General features: G+C 44.5%; 22 protein-coding genes. 14 read left to right on the top strand and 8 right to left on the bottom strand.

Features of this window, described 5'->3' with window-relative positions; genetic code table 11:
* Window positions 1-71: 71 nt before the first annotated feature.
* From dusB to lysC, 3 genes are all read right to left on the bottom strand, one after another.
* Window positions 72-1,085 carry a tRNA dihydrouridine synthase DusB gene (dusB, locus tag ACLVWP_RS00675; RefSeq protein ID WP_413559329.1) on the bottom strand — a complete coding sequence of 338 codons (1,014 nt, stop codon included), beginning with the start codon at window positions 1,083-1,085 and terminating at the stop codon, window positions 72-74.
* Between the two features lie 157 nt (window positions 1,086-1,242).
* On the bottom strand, window positions 1,243-1,845 hold the full coding sequence (locus tag ACLVWP_RS00670; protein WP_413559328.1) for a nitroreductase family protein: 603 nt from the start codon (window positions 1,843-1,845) through the stop codon (window positions 1,243-1,245).
* Entirely contained in the window at window positions 1,842-3,209 is a 1,368-nt protein-coding gene (lysC, locus tag ACLVWP_RS00665; RefSeq protein WP_413559327.1) for a lysine-sensitive aspartokinase 3, read from the bottom strand. The genes ACLVWP_RS00670 and lysC overlap by 4 nt, the downstream gene beginning before the upstream one ends.
* A gap of 83 nt (window positions 3,210-3,292) precedes the next feature.
* Here lysC and ACLVWP_RS00660 point away from each other — a divergent pair, with 83 nt between their 5' ends.
* Window positions 3,293-3,790 (top strand): hypothetical protein, encoded by a 498-nt coding sequence (locus ACLVWP_RS00660; RefSeq protein ID WP_413559326.1) that lies wholly within the window; start codon window positions 3,293-3,295, stop codon window positions 3,788-3,790.
* A gap of 2 nt (window positions 3,791-3,792) precedes the next feature.
* Here the strand turns inward: ACLVWP_RS00660 and mltG are convergent, their stop codons facing one another.
* From mltG to ACLVWP_RS00635, 5 genes are read right to left on the bottom strand one after another with little or no spacing between them, the layout of a single operon-like run.
* A complete protein-coding gene (gene mltG / locus ACLVWP_RS00655) occupies window positions 3,793-4,908 on the bottom strand; it encodes an endolytic transglycosylase MltG (RefSeq protein ID WP_413559325.1) in 1,116 nt (371 codons plus the stop codon).
* Window positions 4,908-6,425, bottom strand: a complete 1,518-nt coding sequence (locus tag ACLVWP_RS00650) for a succinylglutamate-semialdehyde dehydrogenase (protein ID WP_413559324.1) — start codon at window positions 6,423-6,425, stop codon at window positions 4,908-4,910. The genes mltG and ACLVWP_RS00650 overlap by 1 nt, the downstream gene beginning before the upstream one ends.
* A gap of 4 nt (window positions 6,426-6,429) precedes the next feature.
* On the bottom strand, window positions 6,430-7,458 hold the full coding sequence (locus ACLVWP_RS00645; protein WP_413559323.1) for an arginine N-succinyltransferase: 1,029 nt from the start codon (window positions 7,456-7,458) through the stop codon (window positions 6,430-6,432).
* Window positions 7,455-8,801 (bottom strand): M20/M25/M40 family metallo-hydrolase, encoded by a 1,347-nt coding sequence (locus ACLVWP_RS00640; RefSeq protein WP_413559322.1) that lies wholly within the window; start codon window positions 8,799-8,801, stop codon window positions 7,455-7,457. Before ACLVWP_RS00640 ends, ACLVWP_RS00645 begins: the two co-directional genes overlap by 4 nt.
* Window positions 8,802-10,178, bottom strand: coding sequence for an aminotransferase class III-fold pyridoxal phosphate-dependent enzyme (locus ACLVWP_RS00635; RefSeq protein ID WP_413559321.1), 1,377 nt, complete (start codon window positions 10,176-10,178; stop codon window positions 8,802-8,804).
* Between ACLVWP_RS00635 and ACLVWP_RS00630 the strand changes: the two genes are divergently transcribed.
* The 13 genes from ACLVWP_RS00630 to ACLVWP_RS00570 all read left to right on the top strand — a co-directional run bounded on the left by ACLVWP_RS00630 (window position 10,158) and on the right by ACLVWP_RS00570 (window position 21,887).
* A complete protein-coding gene (locus tag ACLVWP_RS00630; RefSeq protein WP_413559320.1) occupies window positions 10,158-11,069 on the top strand; it encodes a tetratricopeptide repeat protein in 912 nt (303 codons plus the stop codon). The genes ACLVWP_RS00635 and ACLVWP_RS00630 overlap by 21 nt on opposite strands.
* An 88-nt stretch (window positions 11,070-11,157) precedes the next feature.
* Window positions 11,158-11,877 carry an outer membrane protein assembly factor BamD gene (locus ACLVWP_RS00625; RefSeq protein WP_413559319.1) on the top strand — a complete coding sequence of 240 codons (720 nt, stop codon included), beginning with the start codon at window positions 11,158-11,160 and terminating at the stop codon, window positions 11,875-11,877.
* Entirely contained in the window at window positions 11,874-12,599 is a 726-nt protein-coding gene (locus tag ACLVWP_RS00620; protein WP_413559318.1) for a tetratricopeptide repeat protein, read from the top strand. Before ACLVWP_RS00625 ends, ACLVWP_RS00620 begins: the two co-directional genes overlap by 4 nt.
* A gap of 14 nt (window positions 12,600-12,613) precedes the next feature.
* Entirely contained in the window at window positions 12,614-13,132 is a 519-nt protein-coding gene (gene hpt, locus ACLVWP_RS00615; protein WP_413559317.1) for a hypoxanthine phosphoribosyltransferase, read from the top strand.
* A 218-nt stretch (window positions 13,133-13,350) separates the two neighbouring features.
* A complete protein-coding gene (locus ACLVWP_RS00610; RefSeq protein WP_413559316.1) occupies window positions 13,351-14,835 on the top strand; it encodes a methyl-accepting chemotaxis protein in 1,485 nt (494 codons plus the stop codon).
* A 15-nt stretch (window positions 14,836-14,850) separates the two neighbouring features.
* Window positions 14,851-15,159: a hypothetical protein gene (locus tag ACLVWP_RS00605; RefSeq protein ID WP_413559315.1), complete on the top strand. Its 309-nt coding sequence runs from the start codon at window positions 14,851-14,853 to the stop codon at window positions 15,157-15,159.
* 145 nt (window positions 15,160-15,304) lie between these two features.
* Complete coding sequence (locus tag ACLVWP_RS00600; protein WP_413559314.1) at window positions 15,305-15,487, top strand: Flp1 family type IVb pilin; 183 nt, start codon at window positions 15,305-15,307, stop codon at window positions 15,485-15,487.
* Between the two features lie 212 nt (window positions 15,488-15,699).
* Window positions 15,700-15,957, top strand: a complete 258-nt coding sequence (locus ACLVWP_RS00595; RefSeq protein WP_413559313.1) for a hypothetical protein — start codon at window positions 15,700-15,702, stop codon at window positions 15,955-15,957.
* Between the two features lie 9 nt (window positions 15,958-15,966).
* Window positions 15,967-16,608, top strand: a complete 642-nt coding sequence (locus ACLVWP_RS00590; RefSeq protein WP_413559312.1) for a hypothetical protein — start codon at window positions 15,967-15,969, stop codon at window positions 16,606-16,608.
* The gene (locus tag ACLVWP_RS00585; RefSeq protein ID WP_413559311.1) at window positions 16,602-17,108 is read left to right on the top strand and encodes a hypothetical protein; all 507 of its coding nucleotides are present in this window, start codon (window positions 16,602-16,604) and stop codon (window positions 17,106-17,108) included. The genes ACLVWP_RS00590 and ACLVWP_RS00585 overlap by 7 nt, the downstream gene beginning before the upstream one ends.
* 8 nt (window positions 17,109-17,116) lie before the next feature.
* The gene (cpaB, locus tag ACLVWP_RS00580; RefSeq protein WP_413559310.1) at window positions 17,117-18,040 is read left to right on the top strand and encodes a Flp pilus assembly protein CpaB; all 924 of its coding nucleotides are present in this window, start codon (window positions 17,117-17,119) and stop codon (window positions 18,038-18,040) included.
* 44 nt (window positions 18,041-18,084) lie between these two features.
* The gene (locus ACLVWP_RS00575) at window positions 18,085-19,608 is read left to right on the top strand and encodes a BON domain-containing protein (RefSeq protein WP_413559309.1); all 1,524 of its coding nucleotides are present in this window, start codon (window positions 18,085-18,087) and stop codon (window positions 19,606-19,608) included.
* Between the two features lie 53 nt (window positions 19,609-19,661).
* Complete coding sequence (locus ACLVWP_RS00570; RefSeq protein WP_413559308.1) at window positions 19,662-21,887, top strand: ATPase, T2SS/T4P/T4SS family; 2,226 nt, start codon at window positions 19,662-19,664, stop codon at window positions 21,885-21,887.
* The last annotated feature ends 2 nt before the right edge of the window (window positions 21,888-21,889 follow it).

Below are 21,889 nucleotides of genomic sequence, written 5' to 3'. Positions count from 1 at the left end.
CTTCATTAAATTGAAACTTGTAAACTAAAACATAAATTTAAATAAAACAGTTCAGGATTCGGTCAGGACAACTAACCGTGTCCGCCCATTAAGAATTCGTCCTTCGACTGATCTTCTTGCTCAACACTACCGATACCAGCGAAAAATTCGTTAGCAAGGGTCATGATCTCTTCATTGCTCTTGGATTGGAAAAGATTCTTCCTGAATTGTGCCGCCCCAGGATACCCTGTCGAGAACCAAGCTGCAAACTTTCTCAACTGAATCCCTGTGATGTGTTCATCACAATGCGCAACAAGCTCATTTTTCAGGCCGTTAAACAGACTGACATAGTCTCTTTTGACATCCTTTAAGCCCTCACCGCGCCATAGGGACAAGGCGTCCATGAAGATAAATGGATTTTTCAGGCAACCGCGACCAATCATCACCCCATCACAACCAGATTGCTCTAGTCTCAAAACAGCCTGTCTTGGTGTGAGGATGTCTCCGTTTCCTAAAATCGGGAGCTTCGCTTGGTTCTTAACCTCAGTGATAAAATCCCAATCAGCAAAACCAGAATAGCCCTGATTACGAGTGCGACCATGGATTGCAACCCACTCGATACCCTCGTTGTATGCGATATTACAAATCTCAGCAGCATTACGAGCGGTGGAATCCCAGCCCGTACGAATTTTAATCGTCACTGGAATTTTCACAGCACCCTTAACGGCAGCAAGAACTTTCTGCATTCCTACAGGGTCTTTCATCATCGCAGAGCCCGCGCCTTTTTTAACAACTTTAGGAACAGGGCAGCCGAAATTTAAATCGATGAAGTCGCAACCATCTGCTTCCGCAAACTTCGCAGCATTCGCCAAAATTTCTGGGGATTCGCCGAAAAGCTGAATGCCGATAGGTCTTTGAATTTCATCATAGCCCATCAACTTCAATGTTTTTTCGGACTTGTACTCAATGCCCGACGCACTCACAAGTTCAGTCACCACGACGCTAGCGTCGAGCTTTTTCATGAATGTACGGAATGCGTGATCTGTGATCCCTGCCATAGGTGCAAGGACAAACGGATTCGTCTTAAGGGCGTGAAGTAGATTCATAAGGGATGCGGTATATCAAAGTCCGTCTTAAAAAGGTATTAAAAACAACCCCTTAGACGGAATTTACATGTCAAAATATCTGACTCTTAAAGAGCCAATAGTTTACGTTATTGGCCCTATTATCAGACACTTAGCTAACTTTTGTGAGTCTATTTGTTTACTCGCTGATCCAAGTAATTCGTCCCTCAGTTTGGCGAGGGGCCTTGGGAGGGTTGTGATCGGGGTAGCCAATGACCACTCCGCAAAGGAGTTCCAGCTCCCCTCTTTGGTATTCCGGAAGTTTATCCACACCCAAAAACTTATCCACTTCTTCTTTGATTTCTAGTGGTGCACCCATCGTGCAACAGCCAAGTCCTTCCACCAAACAAGCGAGATTCAAGTTTTCCACAGCCATGTACACAGAGCCGATGCTCGTGTGATAGCGCTCTTCTGAATCATTGTGTGAGTATGCGAATACCAAAACGGGCGCATCGCCCAGAGTGAAGAAAAATCTTTCCGTGAAAGCATATAGAGAAGGTTTCAATCTTTGCTGAAGAATATCTTTGATCCCCAGCCAAGATTTTTGCGAGTACTGCATGTACTCGTCGCGCTTTTTACCAGTCACCACAAAAAAGCGCCAGTTCTGGCGATTTTTCCCTGAGGGAGCTTCCATCGCAGCCGCAAACAAACGATCCAAAACATCTTTCGGAATTGGATCTGGTTTGAATTTACGAATCGATTTTCTGGAAGCTAAAAGCTGGTAAAAGTCTTCTTTGATCACGCAAGCTCCACGAATTTTTGATGCAATCTTTGGATCGCTTGAGCTCCGTGTTCTTCGTTCACCAGGAAGCAGAAGTTGTGCTTACTTGCTCCCAAGCAGATCATGCGAACATTGATGTCTGGAATCGTATCGAAAATATCTTTTCCAAGACCCGATGTATGATTGATGTTGTTACCAATCAACGACACCAGCGAAAGATTCTCTTCGACTTGTACGTCAGCAATTTCAGAAAGATCCGCGATCAATTTTTTATTCAAAAGAGTCGAATCGTCCAACGTCACACTGACTGAAATTTCAGAAGTTGTGATCGCATCGATACTGACTTTGTGATCATTAAAGATTTTGAAAATTTGAAACAAGAAACCATGGGCATGAAGCATTTCCGGAGTGGAAAGCGTCACTAGGACTTGTTTTTTTCTAAGCGCCATCGCGCGAATCAGTGGATGTTGTTCAACCTCTTTACGAACCCAAGTTCCCTTGGCTTCAGCATCGAAACTTGAGCCAACAAATACTGGAATATTTTTTCTGATCGCCGGCAAAAGAGTCGCAGGATGCAAAACTTTCGCACCAAAAGTTGCAAGCTCTGAGGCCTCTTTAAAAGAAATCTCGGCGATTGGTTTTGCATTCGCACACAAGCGTGGATCTGTCGTCGCGATACCTGCAACATCTGTCCAGATCTCAAGAACATCAGCCTCAACACCTTCAGCCAAAATCGCAGCAGAGTAATCACTGCCACCACGACCCAAAGTCGTTGTCATGCCTTCTTCTGTACTGCCGATATAGCCTTGAGTAACTACGACAGTTTTCATGTCGCGCATATTTGGAAGTAAACGCTGACATTGGCTTGCCACCATCGCTGTCAAAGGTTTTGCCTTACCGAAGGCATCGTCCGTTTTCAAAACTTCACGAGCATCAAGTAGCTGAGCAGATTTTTTCGTGCCGTGATTCTTTAGAACTGTCGCCATAGCCTCTGTGAAAAGAACAGAAGACATACGCTCGCCCAAACTCATCAATGCATCCATTGCCTTAACTGAACAATCGCGAAGCAAGTGAACGCCTTTTGCCAAAGACTGCATCTCTTCAAACAAAGCATCTAGTTTGTTGTGAGTCTCAGTGCTTGCCTTAAGATCTGTGGCAATTTTTCTGTGGCGCTCTTGGATTTTATTAACGATAGCTTCGCATTCAGACCAAACAGACTTTTCTGCCTTTGTACCTAGGCTAATCAACTCGTTCGTCGTGCCTGAAGTAGCTGACACAACAACCATGCTTGAATTTTGTCTGAAAGCCACCTCGGCACTACGGAGCATGCATTCCGCATCTCCCATCGAGGTTCCACCGAATTTAGAAACGATAAGCTGAGCCATCAAAGCCTCCTCACGAAAGAATCTCCTGCATCTTAAGTCTTTTCTTGTTTTTACTTCAATGACTTTATGGCAAACTTTTTTCTATGACTTCCAAAACAGATTCTACTTTCACGAAAAAAGAAATCGTCCTCATGGTCAGTTTGGCCATTATCGCCATGGTTGTGACCACAATCGCGGTCATTCCGAACCTACGTAACTCCGTGAAGGAGCTGTTTACCTCTGACAGTCGTACGGTCATTGCAAAAGTGACAGGCTCGTTGACCCCAGAAGGGCCACAGGTCACGGTTCTAAAGATGCAAAGTAAGAATTTTCTAGAGCTAGAAGTCTACAACATGAACGGTGGCGAGGGGATGGTCATCATGGCTAAAATTCCTCTGGCGGAATCTCGTGACGGATATTTCACTCTTAAAGGAAACTCTACAAATCTGGCTCTAACTGATTTTGATGGGGATGGGACTTTAGAAATCGTAGCACCTACGTTTGATGATCAGATGGTGCCACGTTTGAATATTTTTAAATACAATTCAGCAACTCACGGATTTGACAAAGTGAGCTCGCCGGAAGACAGCTCCGCAAAGTAAAACTACTTTGCGGTCTTTTTTACGCCAGTACCAGCACCCTGCTCTTTTTCTCCGGCAGGTTTGTTCTTAAGATCTCTCCAAGATTTACCCTCACGAGCTTTCGCATTCAGCTGGAAACGTTTTACAGCGGCATTATGGGCTTCATATGTCTCTGAAAATACGTGTGTACCGTCATTCTGACTTACAAAGAACAAGTAGTTGGATGATTCAGGATTCATCGCAGCCAACAACGCTTCACGCCCTGGGTTCGCAATCGGACCCGGCGGCAAACCATTAATCACATACGTGTTATAACGAGTAGGAGCCGTTAAATCAGCGCGAGTGATATTGATTACGATCTTGCCTAAGGTTTCTGCCTTACCATAGATGATCGTTGGATCCGTTTGCAGACGCATATTTTTCTGCAAGCGGTTGTGGAAGACCGAAGAAATAATCGGACGCTCTTGAGGAGCTCCTGTTTCTTTCTCAACGATACTTGCCAACGTCACAACCTGATGGCGAGTCCAACCCTTAAGCTTCGATTGCGGTTGAATCTCGTTGTAGACATACAGGAATCTCTTCACCATCGCAGCCAGAAGGCCTTTGGTATCCGTGAATTTTGTCAGCATGTAAGTTTCAGGGAACAAGTAGCCTTCAAGGCTTTCTTGTTTTTCACCCAAAACTGTTTGGATAAACTGTGGGTCACGCACCAGACGCATGAATTCCGCCGCTGTTCCGAATCCCTCTTTTTCATAAAGTTCGGAGATTTCGTAAATACTAAGACCTTCACTCACCGTAAAAGCTCTTGCGATACTTTTTCCAGAAGTGATCACATCGAGCACCTCACTCGGAGTCATGTTGGTTCTAAGTAAGTACTCCCCAACTTTTACTTTTGAACGCTCATTTTTAAAACGCGCGTACATAGAAAAGAAAAAGGCATTGCGAACGAGTGCTTTATTCTCCAAATCCTTTGCGATTGTATTGAATGCTTTACCAGGAACAACCTCGTAAACCACATCCTGGGCAATGCTACTTGGAGCCGTGCTGGCATATTGGTAACCCAAAAAGCCAACACAAACGCCCACCGCAACGACCAAAGCTACAAACGCACTGACAAGAACAACAACGGTTTTCTTCATTATTTCATATCCAAGTTCATACCCGGAAGAATCTTCGTCGGGTCAAATGGTGTTGGATCTTCAAGGCTCGCCACAGGCACTGTGCAATATTGAATTGCATAGTGTGCTGAAGCTCTGTCATTACCAGATTTACCCATACCACCGAATGGCAAACGAGAGCTCGCACCATTCGTTGTACGATTCCAGTTCAACAAACCTACACGAGCTTTGAACAAAGCATCTTCGTACAGCTCTTTGTTTTTCGAGAACAATGCCATCACCAGACCGTAACCTGTGGAGTTTACGATTTCCATCGCGTGATTCCAGTCACCTGTCGTGTAGATTGCTACGTTCGGCCCAAAGATCTCTGATTTTTGGTAAACAGAGTTAGGATCAAATTTTTTCACCAAGTGAATCGAAGGCGTTACATAGTAACCTTTGTTTTTTAGATCCAAAGATTTACCACGCATCAAGCTTTCGCAGTTTTCGCGATTCGCGATTTCTTGGAAGCGGATGTATTTTTCCACAGAAGCCGACGTAATCAATGGACCCATGAACGTATTTTCCGTCCAGTGACCAATCGATAGCTTTTTCGCCGCTTGATAGAATCTTTCAGTAAATTCATCAGCAATTTTTGGATGAACGATGATACGGCTTGTGCAAGAGCAGCGTTGACCCGCTGTCATGTAGGCACCAACCAGCGATTCATAAACCGCTTTATCCATATCAGCATCTTCCCAAACGACAGTGGCGTTCTTACCACCCATTTCAAGTGCTAGGATTTTCCAGTAGTGATTCAAAGTCTCTTGCTTGATTTTCAAACCAACTTCGTAAGAGCCCGTGAACAAGACGCCATCAACGTGTTCGTTTGCTACTAAACGACCGCCGCCAGCACCGTCACCTTGAACCATGTTGAAAACACCTGGAGGGAACTGCGCCTTTTCAAACATCTCTGCCATGAATTGACCCACGGCTGGAGTTTGTTCTGACGGCTTAAATACGACTGTATTACCGACGATCAATGCCGGAATGATATGACCATTTGGCAAATGCGCTGGGAAGTTGAAAGGACCCACAACAGCCATCACACCGCGCGAGCGATGACGAATAACACCGTCAACTTGCGGAAGTGCGTTTGGAATTCTTTCATCAGCGACAAGCTTAGTCGACTGATTCAAAGTGATGTCGATTTTAGCGCCCAAAGCTTTTGCTTCAGTCATTGCTTCCCAAGCAGGCTTGCCTGTGTCGCGAGAAATAATCTGAGCAAATTGTTCTGCATGCGTGTCGAACATTTCTTTCAAACGCAGCAAATAGGATCTTCTTTCATCCATAGAAAGAGTGGCCCATTTTGGATAAGCCTTTTTAGCTGCAACACAGGCCTCATCCATGTGGTCATGCTTAAATGGTACCGTCATGATCAAATCATTCAGGTCAGCGGGGCTTAGATTTTTAACTTCGCCATCACCTTTTGTTACTGGAACAAAACGACCGTTGATAAAATCACCTTTGTAACTGATAGGAAAAATGGTGGTGCTCATTTAATTATCTTCCTCTATTGTAGTGAAAAGGAGCTGCAAAAACTTGATCGCCAATTTCAACGCCCAAAATTTGGCGCGCCTTCGCTGGCAAAATAACTTCGCCATCACGGATATCTACAGAGCACATCGTGGCTCTGAATTCATCACCTGTGGTAGCAATCAAATACTGATCTTTAAAAACACAATCCTTACCGTCAGCAACCATCAAGCGCTTACCCATTTTAACTGGCAAGATCTCAGAGGTTTGTGCGCCATAGTGAGGACCGCCATCAAATGGATCGACTTCATCCAGGTAATTAAACCCGATGCTTTCCAAAAGATGCTGTGCGGGTTTCGTCGCCTCCCCGACACGTCCCAAAACCAAACGAGCTTTGGAATCAAGAAGAGCCAAATAGATGTCTTCTTGAGGGAAAAGACTTTCGATAAATTCTTTGTGCGACTGACTTAAAGCATCCGCTTCCTGATAAGGAAGACCCGTAAAGCGGCGGCCTAGCGCCTCCCAGAATTCGCTGCGACCTTCATCAGTCAGCGGCGGAGTCAGCTCACAAAGCACACGGTCTTGGAATTTTTCAGGATAAAGAGCCATGTATAGAAAACGAGTCAAACTGATCTGCTTACCCAATTTTTCTGGACGACGGCGATAGGATCGATCAACCAGAAGTCCTCCGATTTCAGTTGGACCGTCAAAATCCAGCTGGAAGCGCAATACTTGATGGATAAAACCGATTCCCAAATCCTGAGAAAAATGGTCACGCTTGATAATTTTGAAATAGCTGTGAGGAACTTCTTCGTTACCATGCTTAGCAAGGATCAGCGAGCTGCCTACGATTTGCTTTTCTTCTAAATCTTCTACTACAAATAAATATTCGGACTTTGATTTATCCAGCTTGTCAGCGAAAGATTGCTCACTGCGATCAATCTTTTCACTTAGAACTTTCTTATCACCAGGCAAATTGAGCAGATTAAACTGCTTTGCCAAATCAACTAACTGGTTCAAATCGTCGTGCCGAACAGGTCTAATGATAAAACTCATAAACAGAACCTTTCGATGACTTTCTTATAAAATTCAATGGCCTTATGTAAATCCTCAATGGCCACATGTTCTTGAGGAGTATGTACGTTTCCTTCACGCTTACCCGGGCCAAAGCATGCACACTCAATTCCGATGCGCGAGAAAATACTCGCTTCATTCGTCGACGGTTGAGTTGTGGGCTCCGCTTTTAAACCCATAGAGCGCAGTTCATCCAAGCAACCTTTTACTAAAATGGAGTTCACTTCCGTGCGGAATGGTTTTTTATAATCATTCACACTAAAGACCGCGCCATTTTCTTCGCACAAGGTGCGCAGTTGCTCCATCCATCGCTCATAAATTTCATGAGTGATGATCGGAGGCAGCCTGCAACTTCCCGACAGCTGCACATCGTTTTCGTTCGTACGAACTAAACCAATATTCAAAGTCGGAGTACTTGGATAAAATTCTTTGTCTTCGTGTTTTAAAAATTCTTTCTCAAGATCTTTCAAACCACGATAAATATTTGCAAGTTTCGTCGCAATCGGTGTTTGCACCGACGAGATCATATCGATCTCTAAAAATGCATTACTTGGTACCGTGTTAAAATTGATGCCACCGTCGATTTCCATGATATTCACAGAATCAGGAAGCATGGTCAGGTACTCAAGCATCTTAGTGATCGCGCTCTCGCCCAAATGAGGCATCGAAGAGTGCGCAGCCTTACCTCTGAAAAGTTTCGACTGTGTGGATGTACTTTCTCTTAAGTTGTGTTCGTCACGATAACGAATTTCCTCGTCAGAGAATGGAATACGAATCTCAACAGTTGCAAAACCTTTGGCTGCATTTACCAATTGCAGATCACTCGGTTCACCAATCAAAGCCATCTTTGCAGAGACTTTATTTTTACGAATCAATTTAAGCGCACCTTGCATTCCGGTTTCTTCACCGAAGGTTCCCACCAAAACTGGAGGCAAACGCCATGCACGATCACTTCCAAAAGAAGCGAGCGCCTCAAGCTTGCACAAAAAATCAAGCTTCACATCCGCCGTGCCAAGACCGTAGATCTTACCATCGATGATGTGAGCATCGTAGGGATTGCTCCCCGTCTCTGTCCACAAAGCGAAAGGACCTGGGTCCGCAGTATCCAAGTGCGTTTGAAATAAAAACTCTGCACTTGGACGCTCCGAAACAGGGCGAGCAATGATATTTACTTGCTCGACGTCACCCACGATTTCCACTTGTTCTTCGACAACCAAGCCTTTTTGACGACAGAACGCAGCCGCCCACCGAGCCAACTCTTTGTTGCCATGAGCGGGCGTGCTATCGATCGCAATTAACTGGCGGCAAGATTCAATGAAATCCAACTACACCCCTTCAAGAAGTGTTTTTTCAATCGTCTTCAAGGCAATGTCGATGTCTTGGTCTTGAATGATTGCTGGAATCAAGAAACGCGCGCGCACTGGGTCTTTACCGCAAGGGAAAGCAATGACACCGTTTGCATAAAGCTTATTCAAGAAAGCATTCACGCTTTCTTTTTTACCGTCATGCGGAGTGAATGCCACCATCAAGCCCATACCACCTGCATCTGTCGCAAGACCTTTGCAAGTAGTGTCGTTCATTTTGTTAATACCATCGATGAAACGTTTGTGGATTTGGTGAATGCGGCCTTGAGGTCCCAAGAAACCTTCAGACAACATATTCAACATCTCTACACCCGCAGCCAAACACGGAGATGCACCAGAGAAAGTTCCAGCGATCAAACCTGGTTTAGGATTGTATTCCTCAGTGTAAAGAGTCGCGCCAATTTGCGCTGTTTTCGCGATTGTGCAGATGTCGATGTATTCGCCCAAGCCCAAAGTTTCAAACGCGAAGTATTCACCCGTACGAGTGAATGTTTGAACTTCGTCAGCCCAAACTGCGATGTTTTTAGATTTACAGAAATCCAAAAGCGGCACAAAGAATTCGCGAGGAGCTGCTTGATAACCGCCCTCACCCAACATTGGCTCAAAACCGAATGCAGAGATATTGCCCTCGTGTTTTGCCACGTGTTCTTTGATTGCATTCAATGCTTTTTCACCAGATTTAGGATCGCGTTTATCATAGAACGGAACGCGAAGCACTTCATGATATTCTGGCAAACCTTGTTTGTATGCTGGGTTGTCAGTTACTTCCGCCATCATCGTTGAACGACCTGCGAACGCGTCTTTGAAAGACATCACGAAACGCGCTGGAGAATTTTTTTGACGAGAAAGCTTCAATGCATTTTCGTTCGCCATTGTTCCGCAGGTAGCAATCCATGCGTATTTCAAACGAGAATTTTTAGAAGCGATTTGTACAAGCTTTTCTGTGAACAAACGGTATTCGTTGTTCGGTTGCAAATTACCTTGATTCAAAATATCCGCGATAGAACCACGGATCGCCGCAGTCATTACACGTGGATGAGCATGGCCCATCAAGTGAATACCAATACCGTTGATCAAATCCAATTTCACACTGCCATCTTCAAGCTCAACATAAGGACCGCGACCTGCGCCAGTGCCCATGTATTGGTAGTGAAGTGGACGACCACGCAACAAACCAGTTTGTTCAATTTTTTGTTTTCCAGAATCTTTGAATGCATCTTGAGGAGCACGAATGCCTTCAAGTGAAGAATTAATTTTAGTAACTTCACCGACAAGATCTTTGATCAAAGAATTTACTTTATCGGATTGTTGAATCTGATGGCCTACAAGAGAGCTCATAATACCTTTCGCGGAGATATAAAATCCTTCATCTCCATGTTATTTGAAATGCCCGTCCAGTTTACTCTTCGCTCTGGACTAAGACAAGACACCCGGATAAACTTCGAGACTATGACAACGCGATTCATTGTGTTCTTTTTTACTCTTATTTTGCCCACTTTAGCTTGGACTCAAGATGCAGATTTTGCTGCACTCTTTAAGCAGGGAACTCAGCATTATGCTGCGAAGGAGTATGATAAATCACGTGACGCATTCGCCAAAGCGCTTGAGAAGGATCCCCATAACGCAACGACACTCACAAACTTGGCTTTAGCCCAGTTTCAGTTAGGGCAAAAACCCCTCTCAATTGGCCTATTTAGAAAAGCTCTTACAATTGACCCCGAGTTAAAACCCGCACAAGCTGGACTAAAGTTTGCTTTAACACAAATGGAGATCAAAGAGATCCCTCACCAAATTGAAACCTATGAAAGTGTGCGCGCAAAACTACTCGCACCGGTCTCGTTGACGGTTTATTTGATTATAACGGCTCTCCTGCTTTTCGCTGCTGGATGGATTTTGATCGGATTTATGGGACAACGCCGCCGCGCACTTGCAGAAGAAAAAGCCTCCCCTGGATTTCCAGTTATTGGAACGATTTTGGGTGTGGGATTTTTGTTTTCAGCGACTCTTTTGGGGCTGAAATTTTTCGATCAATCCATCATTCGCGCGACAATTGTTGAAGACAAAGTTTCTTTGCAATCAGCTCCCGGCGATAACCAAGTTGCCCTGTTGGATTTGTATGGCGGCATGGAAGTTATCGTCCAAAACGACAATAATGAGTGGGCGCAAGTCACTTATCCCGGCTCAATTACGGGTTGGGTTAAAAAATCTGCCATACTTCGCACCAATTGACTCTGATAGCAGCGCGCCATGAGCCCCTTCATTGACAGTGGGTTCTGGACCAAAATATGATATCGGCATGCTAAAAACGCTCCGAGTCATGACACTTATTTGCGCATCAGGATTTCTACTTTCTGCATGCTCCACAATGGAAAAAAACTCCGACACTCCTGAGGGTGCCTTCGCTATTGCTGAGGAATTCGATAAGGGTGAGCGTTACGAGGAAGCGATTCGTCGTTATACGGAAGTTAAAAATAAATTCCCATACAGTAACTTTGCAACAAAAGCCGAGCTAGCTGTTGCCGATGTTTACTACAAACAAGAATCTTACGCTGAAGCCCAAGTTGCGTATCAGATGTTTAAAGAACTTCACCCGACAGTTCCGCAATCTGATTATGTCCAATTTAGAATTGGTATGAGCTTCTATAATCAATTGCCATCCACTATTGATCGCGATTTATCTCTAGCAAACGATACTATCCTCAATCTTAGTGATTTGATTAGGAAATATCCAAACTCTGAGTATGCAACAGAGGCTAAAGAAAAGCGTTCAGCAACGATCAAAATGCTAGCGGAAAAAGAAGACTACATCGGTAACTTCTACTTCATCCGCGAAATCTACGACAGCGCTTTGAAACGTTATGAAGGTCTTTACTCAAACTATAAAAACTTGGGTATGGATGCTCGCGCTCTTTCTCGCATCGTGATCTCCGCTAAAAAAATTGGCGACGATCCAAAAGCTAAGAAGTACATGGCGATTCTTTCTAAAGAATTCCCTGGCAGCGATGAATTGAAACAAGCCGAAAAGGAGATGAAGTGATCCCTTCTCTTCAAGACGACATGATTTCTGAGGCCCGTGGTTACTTTATCAATGGTAACTACAAAATGGCCGAGCCGATTTTGAATCAAATGCTTCTGCAAAACACTCGTAATCCCGAGGTTTATCAGATGCTTGCGACAATCGCTTACGATAAAGGTCAATTCAGCAAAGCTATCAAAACTTTCAAACGTGCATTGGAAATCGATCCAACTTACACGGATGCAAGCGTTGGTTTATCAATCATTTTGAATGACCTTGGTAAATACGACGAGGGCAAACAAGTTTTCTTAGATGCTCAAGCTCAGCTCGACAAAAAATCTGGCAAGCAAGATCCGTTTGTTGACGAAAAATTAGCTTCAAAACACGAAGAATTAGCGGATCTTTACTATCAGTACAAACGCTACAACGAAGCTTTAGAACAACTTTTGAAAGCTCAAAAGCTTTCAAGCCGTAAAGCAGAGATCACTTTGCGTGTGGCAGAGGTCAATGTTCAGTTGAATCAGTCGGATCGTGCGATCAAGGATCTAAAATCATTGATTCGTGAGTACCCGCACCTAATTCCAGCTCGCCTAAAGCTTGGGGCGATCTACTACAACTCAAACAATATTGCTGAAGCCACAGAACAATGGGAGAATATTCTCATTCGGGACCCACAACACCCCGAGGCTCTACGTTATCTAAAGATGGCGCAAGCAGCAGGCATTACATCAATTGATTTGTAAAATCAGAGGCGCACATGGCACAACTTAAAGAACAAATGGTTCCTTTCCTTACTAAAGAAGAAATCTCAGAACTAGTTACTGAGTTGGCGTCGCAAATCGAAGCTGATTACGAGGGAAAAGAAGTCATCTTTATCTGCCCTTTGCGCGGTTCAATGCACTTAACAGCAGACTTGATGAGAAAAGTAGATCTTCCTCAACAAGTTGACTTCGTTTACGTACAAGCTGTTGAGCGTGGTGGCGCTATCAAAATCGTTAAAGATATTTCCGTTAATATCGCTGGTAAGCATGTATTGATCGTTGAAGAAATCATCGATACAGGTCGCACACTAAGCTTCCTAAGAAGCCGTTTGTTCGCATCAGCTCCAGCATCTTTGAAAATCGTGACGTTGCTAGATAAGCCTGCTCGTCGTGAGCTTCCTATCAGAGCTGATTATATTGGTAAAACTATCGATGATCGCTATGTGGTTGGTTACGGAATGGATTCTGAAGAAGTCGGAAGAAACTATCCCGACATCTACACGATGAAAAACTAATGTCTCTTTAAGAGACAACAACGTTCACTACAAAAAATACGACAACACAAAATACGTACAAGAAAACCATCTGTCTTTGCATGGGGAGCTCCTAAATTCGAATTTAGGAGTCTTTAGGACTTTGGTCAACTGTGTCCAGGGGTATATTTTGGGGTCTTGTGAGAACTGGACCTAACTATCTCGTGTTAAAAATCCGACAAAGAGCTTCGGAGGACATAATGTCTAAGCTTTCTTTGAAGGGTCGTTTTCTATTCATCACTGCACTGTTAACGCTCATTTGTGTCCTGACCAATGTTTTTTCACTCTACCGTTTGAAAACTCAGAACACTGTCACCTCCGAAGTTGCTGAAACATGGCTTCCGGCAGTTGGAAAAACTGCTGAAATTAACATCAATGTCGTTAACCACCGCAAACTTGAGTTCAACCTGCTCGCTACTCAAAGCACTGACGAGCGCAAATTGATCTTGGATGAGATGGATTCTTTGATGGGCAACATCACGATCTACTCAAAAGTCCTTGAACCACTTTTAGCAACTCCGGAAATGCAAAAGTCCTACGAGTCCTTCCAGAAATCCTGGGAACTTTACCAAGCAGACAGCGAGAAATTCAGAGCAGCACTTGATAAAGAGCAAACGGATGAAGCAGAAAAAATTCTGCAAGATACGTCAGCCAAACATTATGAAGAGTGCTACTCCTCTCTGAAAGCCCTCACTGACGTGAGTTACATGGCGGGTGTTGATAAGTCTGAGACCGCAGCCAAACTATTTAAGGTCACTCTCTACTCTATCATTGGCGTCACAAGCTTCTTTGTGTTGCTGGGCCTACTAACTAGTATCTTGAATATTCGCACTGTACAAAAAGCCTTGCGCGAAGTCGCAGATGGCTTAGATTCAAGCTCCCAAGTTGTCGGCAGCCGCACAGTAGGATTGGTAAAATCTAGCGAAACTATCTCTAGTAACACAACAAGTACGGCGGCCTCCCTTGAGGAAATCGTTGCTACCATGGAAGACCTAAGCCAGACCGTTCACAAAAACTCTGCGAGCTCCACTGAGGCCGCAAAAATTTCTAAAGATGGCCAAGGCACAGTTTTGCACGGCCAAGAAAAGATCCATTCTTTGATCAATGTGATGTCAGAAATTTCGACAAACTCTAAAAAGATCACAGAGATCTTAGTTATGATTGATGACATTGCTTTCCAAACAAATCTACTTGCCCTGAACGCTGCTGTGGAAGCGGCTCGCGCGGGTGAGCAAGGTAAAGGCTTTGCTGTCGTTGCTGATGCTGTTCGTGCGCTTGCACAAAAAAGTGCGGAAGCTGCCAAAGAAATTTCTGGTCTGATCAACGAAGCCAATGCCAAAAGCCAAGCGGGTGTTGAATTAGCGGCTGACAGCGAGAAATCATTGAAAGCTATTGTTGAAAACACAAATCACGTGTTCCAATTAATTCAAGAAGTCGCACAAGGATCACAAGAACAATCGCACAGCATCGATCAAGTGAAGCAAGCACTCACTTCGATTGATGAAAGTTTGCAAGGCGTTGCCGCATCTATGGGTAACGTGACAAGCGCCTCTGAAGACATGCAGTCACAGGCACTTGAACTGGGCTCAATGATGTCTCAGCTCCACGTGTTGGTCGGTGAGAAAGCCCATAAAATTGAAGAAGTCCAAAACAATCCAGAAGAAGAAAATTCTTCTGCAGCATAACTAGGAGAACACCATATGAAAACAGCATTGATGACAGCAGTAGCGACAATGATGATGGCTCAAGTAGCATTTGCAGCTGATTGCATGATCACTGTAGATCGCAAAGCCTGCGCAGGTAAAGAAGTTGAAGCTTTGAAGCCTTACAACGGAAAAAACCCAACTGAAGAAACTAAAAGTCTAGACTCCGCTGAAGCTTGTGAAAAATGGGCGGACAAAACTTCAAAAATCGTTCGCAAAGGAACTCTGACTGAAAAGAAAGTAACCGTCAAATTTGATGGCAAAGATTTAGGCAAGTCATTTTCCGACAAAGCTGCATGTAAATAGTTTGAACAGTCAGTTTCTATACAAAGGGAGGTCTAGTACCTCCCTTTTTCTCATTCTGAGACAGGACTAATTTCCTACAAAGTGTATTGAAAACTCTCAAGACAATCCCCAAATGAGCCGATACGGACATAAAGGGGGAACATCAATGAAAAAGTTTAAGAACTTTTCTAAGAATCTTTTAAAGAATAAACAGGGTCAGGGTGCAACTGAGTACATCCTTTTGCTGGTTGTAGTTGTGAGTCTTGTGATTCTTTTCAAAGATAATATCAAAAATACGGTTCAAGGTAAAATCGACGAGCTTAAAAACTCGATCAGTACTGTTCAGTAATTTTGAATTTAACTACGCGGAGAGCGCATGACCATTGAGTATGTTCTGCTTCTCATTGCTGTTTTCATGATTGGGCTGAAGGCTTTCATTTCAGCCCCTTCAGAAGCATTTCGTGGATCCGGTCCGCGATTGGCGGCGCGTGTGGAAAAGCAGTTGGACACTGGGCAAGGTTTTAAACCTAAGGGTGCGAGACTTAGCTGGAGTGCTATCCAATGAAAAAGAGTTTTGCTGCGAATAACAAAGGCCAATTCGTGATCGAAGCAGTCCTGCTGATGATTGTGATGGTTGGTATTTTTATTGGCAGCATGAATGCTCTTAGAGATTCAAAATTTTTATCGAAGATTGTAACGGGTCCATGGGAACGAGTTGCTGGAATGATGGAAAGTGGCGTTTGGGTAGCTGCAAAAGATGCTCAGAAGCAACATCCGAATCAAAGAGACCGCAGCGTATCCTTTAACCCAAGTATGTAAGAGGAAGCGATGAGAAACCTCAACAGCCCTCACATGATAATTAATAACTCCCACGGTATGCTTACTGTGGATTTTATATTTTCATTGATCCTGTGTGCGGGTCTTTGCACGGTTCTTTTTGCTGTTACGTTCACGCTGTCTATGGCGGAAATCGGTCAATACATTACTTTCTCTGCCTCTCGCGCTTACGTCGCGGGACATATCGACCCTGACAAACAAATGGAAATGGGTCGCAATAAATTTGCAAATCTTATGGCCAACTCAACTCTGGCTCCTCTTTTCTCTACGAAAGATTCCGCTTGGTTTAAGCTGTCAAATCTTGAGCTAAAGGGTGGCGGCCAAAGTGGCGACGATTTTTCTAGTGATTATACTTACGCAGAAGATCGCGTTCCACAAACTGGCGCACGCTTAACATTCAGTGCCCGTGTTTTGAATTTAAGACTTCCATTCTTGGGTTCGACAACTGAAGACAACGAACCACCAAGTGCAAAACTCACGGCGCTTTTAATTAGAGAACCCACCCAACAGGAATGTTGGGATTTACAGGTTAAAAAACGCTATGACGCCATTATTAACCTCGACAGTCGATTCGCCGTTTTAGCGGATCGGTACCGAAACAAATATGTACCGATGGAGGATAACGGATGTTGAAATCCAAAAAAAGCCTCCTAAACAATGAAAAAGGCTCTGCGATGATCGAGGTAATCCCGGTCATTTTCGTCATTATTACGTTCCTTACTTTTTCATTGGGATTCTTTGGCGCTATTCATTCAGGTATTCTGAATTCCATAGCAGCCAGAAATTATGCTTTCGAAACTTTCAGGCATCGCCCGAACTTAGTGTACTTCCGTAGCAACGGAGACAAAGTGAACTCCCAGTTGAGCTATGCGGAACACGGTATACGTATGCACGGAATCAACTCTGAGAATTCCCCGAAAAGTGGAAATCCAGAATGGTTCGCAACCACTCGCCCGATCAACATCAATCTTCTGGCAAGTCAGAAGGAAGTTGAAGTTTCCGGGTCTAAGAGTGAACACAATGACCAAGTACCATTTATTAAAGATGATGAACGAAACGAAAAAGTAGGCGTGAACCCCATTTGGATTAAATCCACCTATGGAATTTGTCTGAATGCAGCTTGTGGAGCTTAGGAGAAGATATGGGATCAAACGACACTAGAAATTTATGGCTTTCAATTGCGGCAGGAATCTTCGCCACATTCTTGCTGTACAGCTATTCGCAAGAAAAGAAAGCTGAATACGATAAACGCTTTGGCTCTACAAAACGTGTAGTTGTTGCCAAAGAAGATATCGCTGAAATGCAAACGATCTATGACACGATGGTGGAAACAAAAGACCTGCCAGCTGACTTTATTCAGCCGGACGCAGTAACAGTACCAGATGAAATTATCGGTAACGTTGCCGCTGTACCTATTCGTAAAGGCCAAATGGTAGTTAAGAACAACCTTCTTACTCCGGGTCCTGATACAGGTATTGCTTTACAGGTTGCACCAAGTAAACGTGCGATTTCTATTCCTGTGGATGAAATCCGTGGTGTGGCAAAACTTATTCGTCCTGGTGATCGCGTAGATATCTATGCGGCAGTAGATTCTGGTAGAGGTGTTCAACAACGCCGTGAAGTTTTCACTTTGATGAGTGACGTACCAGTTTTGGCAACGGGCCTTAGTGTTGTGAACAATATCCCGCGTATGTTTGAATTGGATTCTTCAGGTAAGAATCTAAATCAAATCGCGCTGACTGGTGACACGAAATATACAACGATCACAGTTGAAGCAACTCCTAAGGAAGCTCAAGACTTGTTCTATATTCTTTCGACAGCGCCAGGGAATTTGTTCTTTGCGCTTAGAAATCCAAGTGACCGCACCATCCCTGTTAGATCTCCAAGTTCTACGGCGGATACGGTTATTGGAAAACCTGTTGTAGCACTAGATGCTCCACCGATGGTGGCTCCAGCCCAACCGGTGATCTTGCCACAACAACAACGACCAATGATGCAACAACAAATGCAGCAACGTGCACCTCAACCGACGCAACAACGTAGGAACGGGTTCAAGACTTTATAGTTAGTACTTTTTTGTTTTTGGGGAATGTAAGTTAAGGGGGAACCATGAAACATATGCTGCTTACACTAGGGCTTGGGTTAAGTCTATGTGGGCCTGTCGCGCATGCTGATGAAGAATTGACGGCAACGTCATCTAGTTCAGGCGAAGACAGCAGTGGAGCTTTCCGCTCGCGCAAATTCATCAACTTAACGTTGGGGATTGAGCAAGACGAAAAACTGCCGCCTCTCCCAGACAATGTCGATTTCAAAGGTGACTTCCGCCGCGTGGTCACTGCGAACTATTCTAAAGAGCTTAACGTGATTCGCTTCATTCCTCGCACAGAGGGTTTTGCGACCCTAACAATTCACGATAAAAAGAACGGTAAAATCGTTGCTGAGTATCGTATTGACGTTAAGAAAAGCAAACTTGATAAAATCGTACGTGAGATGCGTGCCCTCTTGGGTGACATCGAAGGTATCAATATCAAGATCGTAAATGACAAAGTCGTTGTTGACGGTCAAATCCTGCTCCCTAAGGATATGGCGCGTATCTATAACGTTGTTTCTCAATTCGGAAACCAAGCATCTTCCCTTGTGACTTTAAGCCCTCTGGCACAAAAGAAGATTGCTGAGTTCATCGCACGCGATATCAATAACCCTGAGATCGAAGTTCGTGCAGTGAACGACAAAATCATTCTTCAGGGCTGGGCAAACAGCCAAGATGAATCTGCTCGTGCAGAGATCATCGCGAAAACATATCTTCCAGACGTGATCGTAGATCCGGCTGCGGAAAAAGGTGTGATCAAAGTTCGTAAAGCAGCGAACGATGGTGTGATTAACTTGATTCAAATCAAAGAATCCGCACCAAAGCCACCTCCAAAGATGATCCAGCTTGTTGTTCACTATGTTGAGCTTCAAAAGGACTATTCTAAGAACTTTAAATTCCAATTCACTCCAGAGTTGGGTGATAACTCGCAAATGACTTTCCAAACTGGTGGCGAGGCTGCTGGTGGTATTGTGAGCTCTATCACAGGCACAGTTTCAAACTTGCTTCCAAAATTGAACTGGGCAAAACAGCACGGTCAAGCACGCGTTCTTGAGAGCACGAGCATGATCGTTGAAGACGGTAAAAAAGGTGAAATCAAACAAGTAACAAACCAACCTTACGCGGTTATCGGTCAGAACGGCACTCAAGGTACGGCATTTGCCGAAGTGGGTATCGTGACGACTATCACTCCAGTCCTTATGGGCGAAAAGTCTGGTAGCGTGCGTATGGATATGGCCTTTAAGGTTTCGAGCATGATCGGTAGTACTCCGGCTGGTGCTCCAATCACAAGCTCAAACGAAATGACGAGCTCTATCGTTGTTCGTGACCGTCAAAGTGCCGCTGTGGGTGGCTTGATCCGCAACTCATCATCGACTGGATACAACCGTCCGTCTGGGCAGAAGAATCCAATCATCAGCTTGTATGCATCTAAAGAATTCGCGAAACAACAATCGCAGTTTGTGGTTTTCGTCACTCCAGTAGTTAAGACTTCAGCAAGTGCTGGATCTGAACAAATTAAGAAAAAGTTCCGTCTGCGCGACTAACGTCGCGTATACGGATTGATCATATTAGCCGATATGTTTAGCGGAGGTCCGCATTGGCTATCAATCCGAATTGTAATCTCATCGCTGTTGTTGGTGGTAAAGGGGGCGTAGGTAAAAGCGTCTTCGCTGCCAACTTTGCCTGCGCATTGATGACCGAGCTTCGTACTCAGGTTTTACTTATCGACGCCGATTCAAAATCCGTCGGTGATCAAAACGTGATTATGGGTCTTAAGCCTGTAAAAACTTTGAAAGAACTATCTACCTTCCAAGGTTCTCTTAATTCTCAACCAATGAATACTCTCGTGACTATGCACCAATCAGGCCTTGGCTATGTAGGTGCTGTGCGTGGACCGGAAGAGTCTTTGAATATCTCTCCAGATCTTCTTGGCAAGTTGATGGAGTTTTTCTCTCGTGCATTTAAATTCGTTGTCGTTGACGTTGGTAATGACTTGGGTCCCGCGCAAATGGCGGTGTTACAAGAGGCCACAGCGATCATGATCGTGACAACACCTGAAGTTTTGGTTGTTACGCAAACTCAGCGTTTAGTGAATGAACTTTTGTCTGCGACTTTCCCGAAAGACATGTTCCAACTTGTTGTGAACAAAGCTTCTCCGACAGGTCTTTCTCCACAAGCTATTTCAAATCAATTGCAGTTGCCGTTCTTAGGAATCATTCCTCAAGACGAAGCGACGACAATGATGGCTTTACAAAAATACCAACCGTTCGTCATCAGTGCGCCGAAAACGCCACTGACAGCATCTTACTTTGACCTCTCCCGTAAATTGACTGGTGGGGTGCTGCAAAGACTTAAAACTCTGACTCGTCCAAAACCAACGCCGCCGCCTTCTGCTGAAGCAAATCAAGCAGCAATCGCTGGCGCTAACGGTATGGACCCACGCACACTTTTGAAAATCCGTGTGCATAACGAGTTGATCCGCACAGTCGATCTTAAAAAGCTTCTGACGGATACTAAGCAGGACGAAAACAAAGAAAAAGAAGTCCGCGAAAAAACAAAACGCGAAATCACTGTTATCGTCGACAAGGAAGCTCCAGAACTTGTTCGTGAAGAGCGCTCTAAGATCATCAAAGAAGTATTAGAAGAAGCCTTGGGCCTTGGACCTCTAGAAGATCTCTTGGCTGACAATGCAGTCACCGAGATCATGGTGAACGGCTTTAAGAAAATCTTTGTCGAGAAAAGTGGTAAGGTTTCCTTGAGTCCCGTGACATTCACTTCGAATGATCACTTACGTCGTATTATCGAGCGTATCGTGACACCACTAGGTCGTCAGATCAATGACTCGACTCCTTACGTGGATGCTCGCTTGAAAGACGGCTCCCGTGTGAATGCCGTGATTGAGCCTTTGGCAATTGACGGACCGGCACTGACAATTCGTAAATTTAAAAAAGGCGGTATCACCGCTGAAAAGTATATTGAATACGGCAGTATCACTAAGAATATGATCGATTTCCTACGCATCTGTGTGGAAAACGGTTTAAACGTCGTGATCTCTGGCGGTACGGGTTCAGGTAAAACCTCCCTACTCAATATGCTGTCTTCATATATTCCATCCAACGAACGCGTTATCACTGTCGAGGACGCGGCCGAGTTGCAATTGCAACAGGAGCACGTTGTGCGTCTTGAAACACGCCCAGCTTCGATGGAAGGCAATAACGCCATTCATATTCGTGATCTCATTAAGAATGCCCTGCGTATGCGTCCTGATCGCATCATCGTCGGTGAGTGTCGTGACGGCGCCGCCCTCGATATGTTGCAGGCCATGAATACAGGTCATGATGGTTCGATGACAACGACCCATGCGAATAGTGCACGTGAGTGTATTGCTCGTCTAGAAACTCTGTCGATGATGGCGGGCATGGAACTTCCAGTGCGCGCGATTCGTGAACAGATTGCTGGTGCGGTGAACTTGATCGTACAGATCTCTCGTCAATCAGACGGTAGTCGTAAAATCATGAGCATCACTGAAGTCGCTGGTATGCAAGGTGACGTTGTTACTTTGGCAGAAATTTTCCGTTTTAAAGAAACTGGTTACGATAAAAATCGTAAAATCCAAGGTGTGTTCCAAGCAACTGGTACAATCCCAAGCTTCATTCAAAAATTAAGCGATAAGGGTGTTGTTATTCCTCGCGAGATCTTTAGTAATGATCCTGCGGCAGCTGCAAAACCTCCTGGTAGCGGCGGCAATCCTCCTCCACAAGGTGGTGGTGGTTTGATGCCTAAAATGCCTGGTGGAGTTGTGCCACCTAAGAAGGTTGGATAGTT

Origin of the sequence: Bdellovibrio sp. HCB209 (genome assembly GCF_047306065.1) — a bacterium.
Classification (GTDB): Bacteria; Bdellovibrionota; Bdellovibrionia; order Bdellovibrionales; family Bdellovibrionaceae; genus Bdellovibrio.
This window is presented reverse-complemented; position numbering and strand designations above follow the sequence as displayed.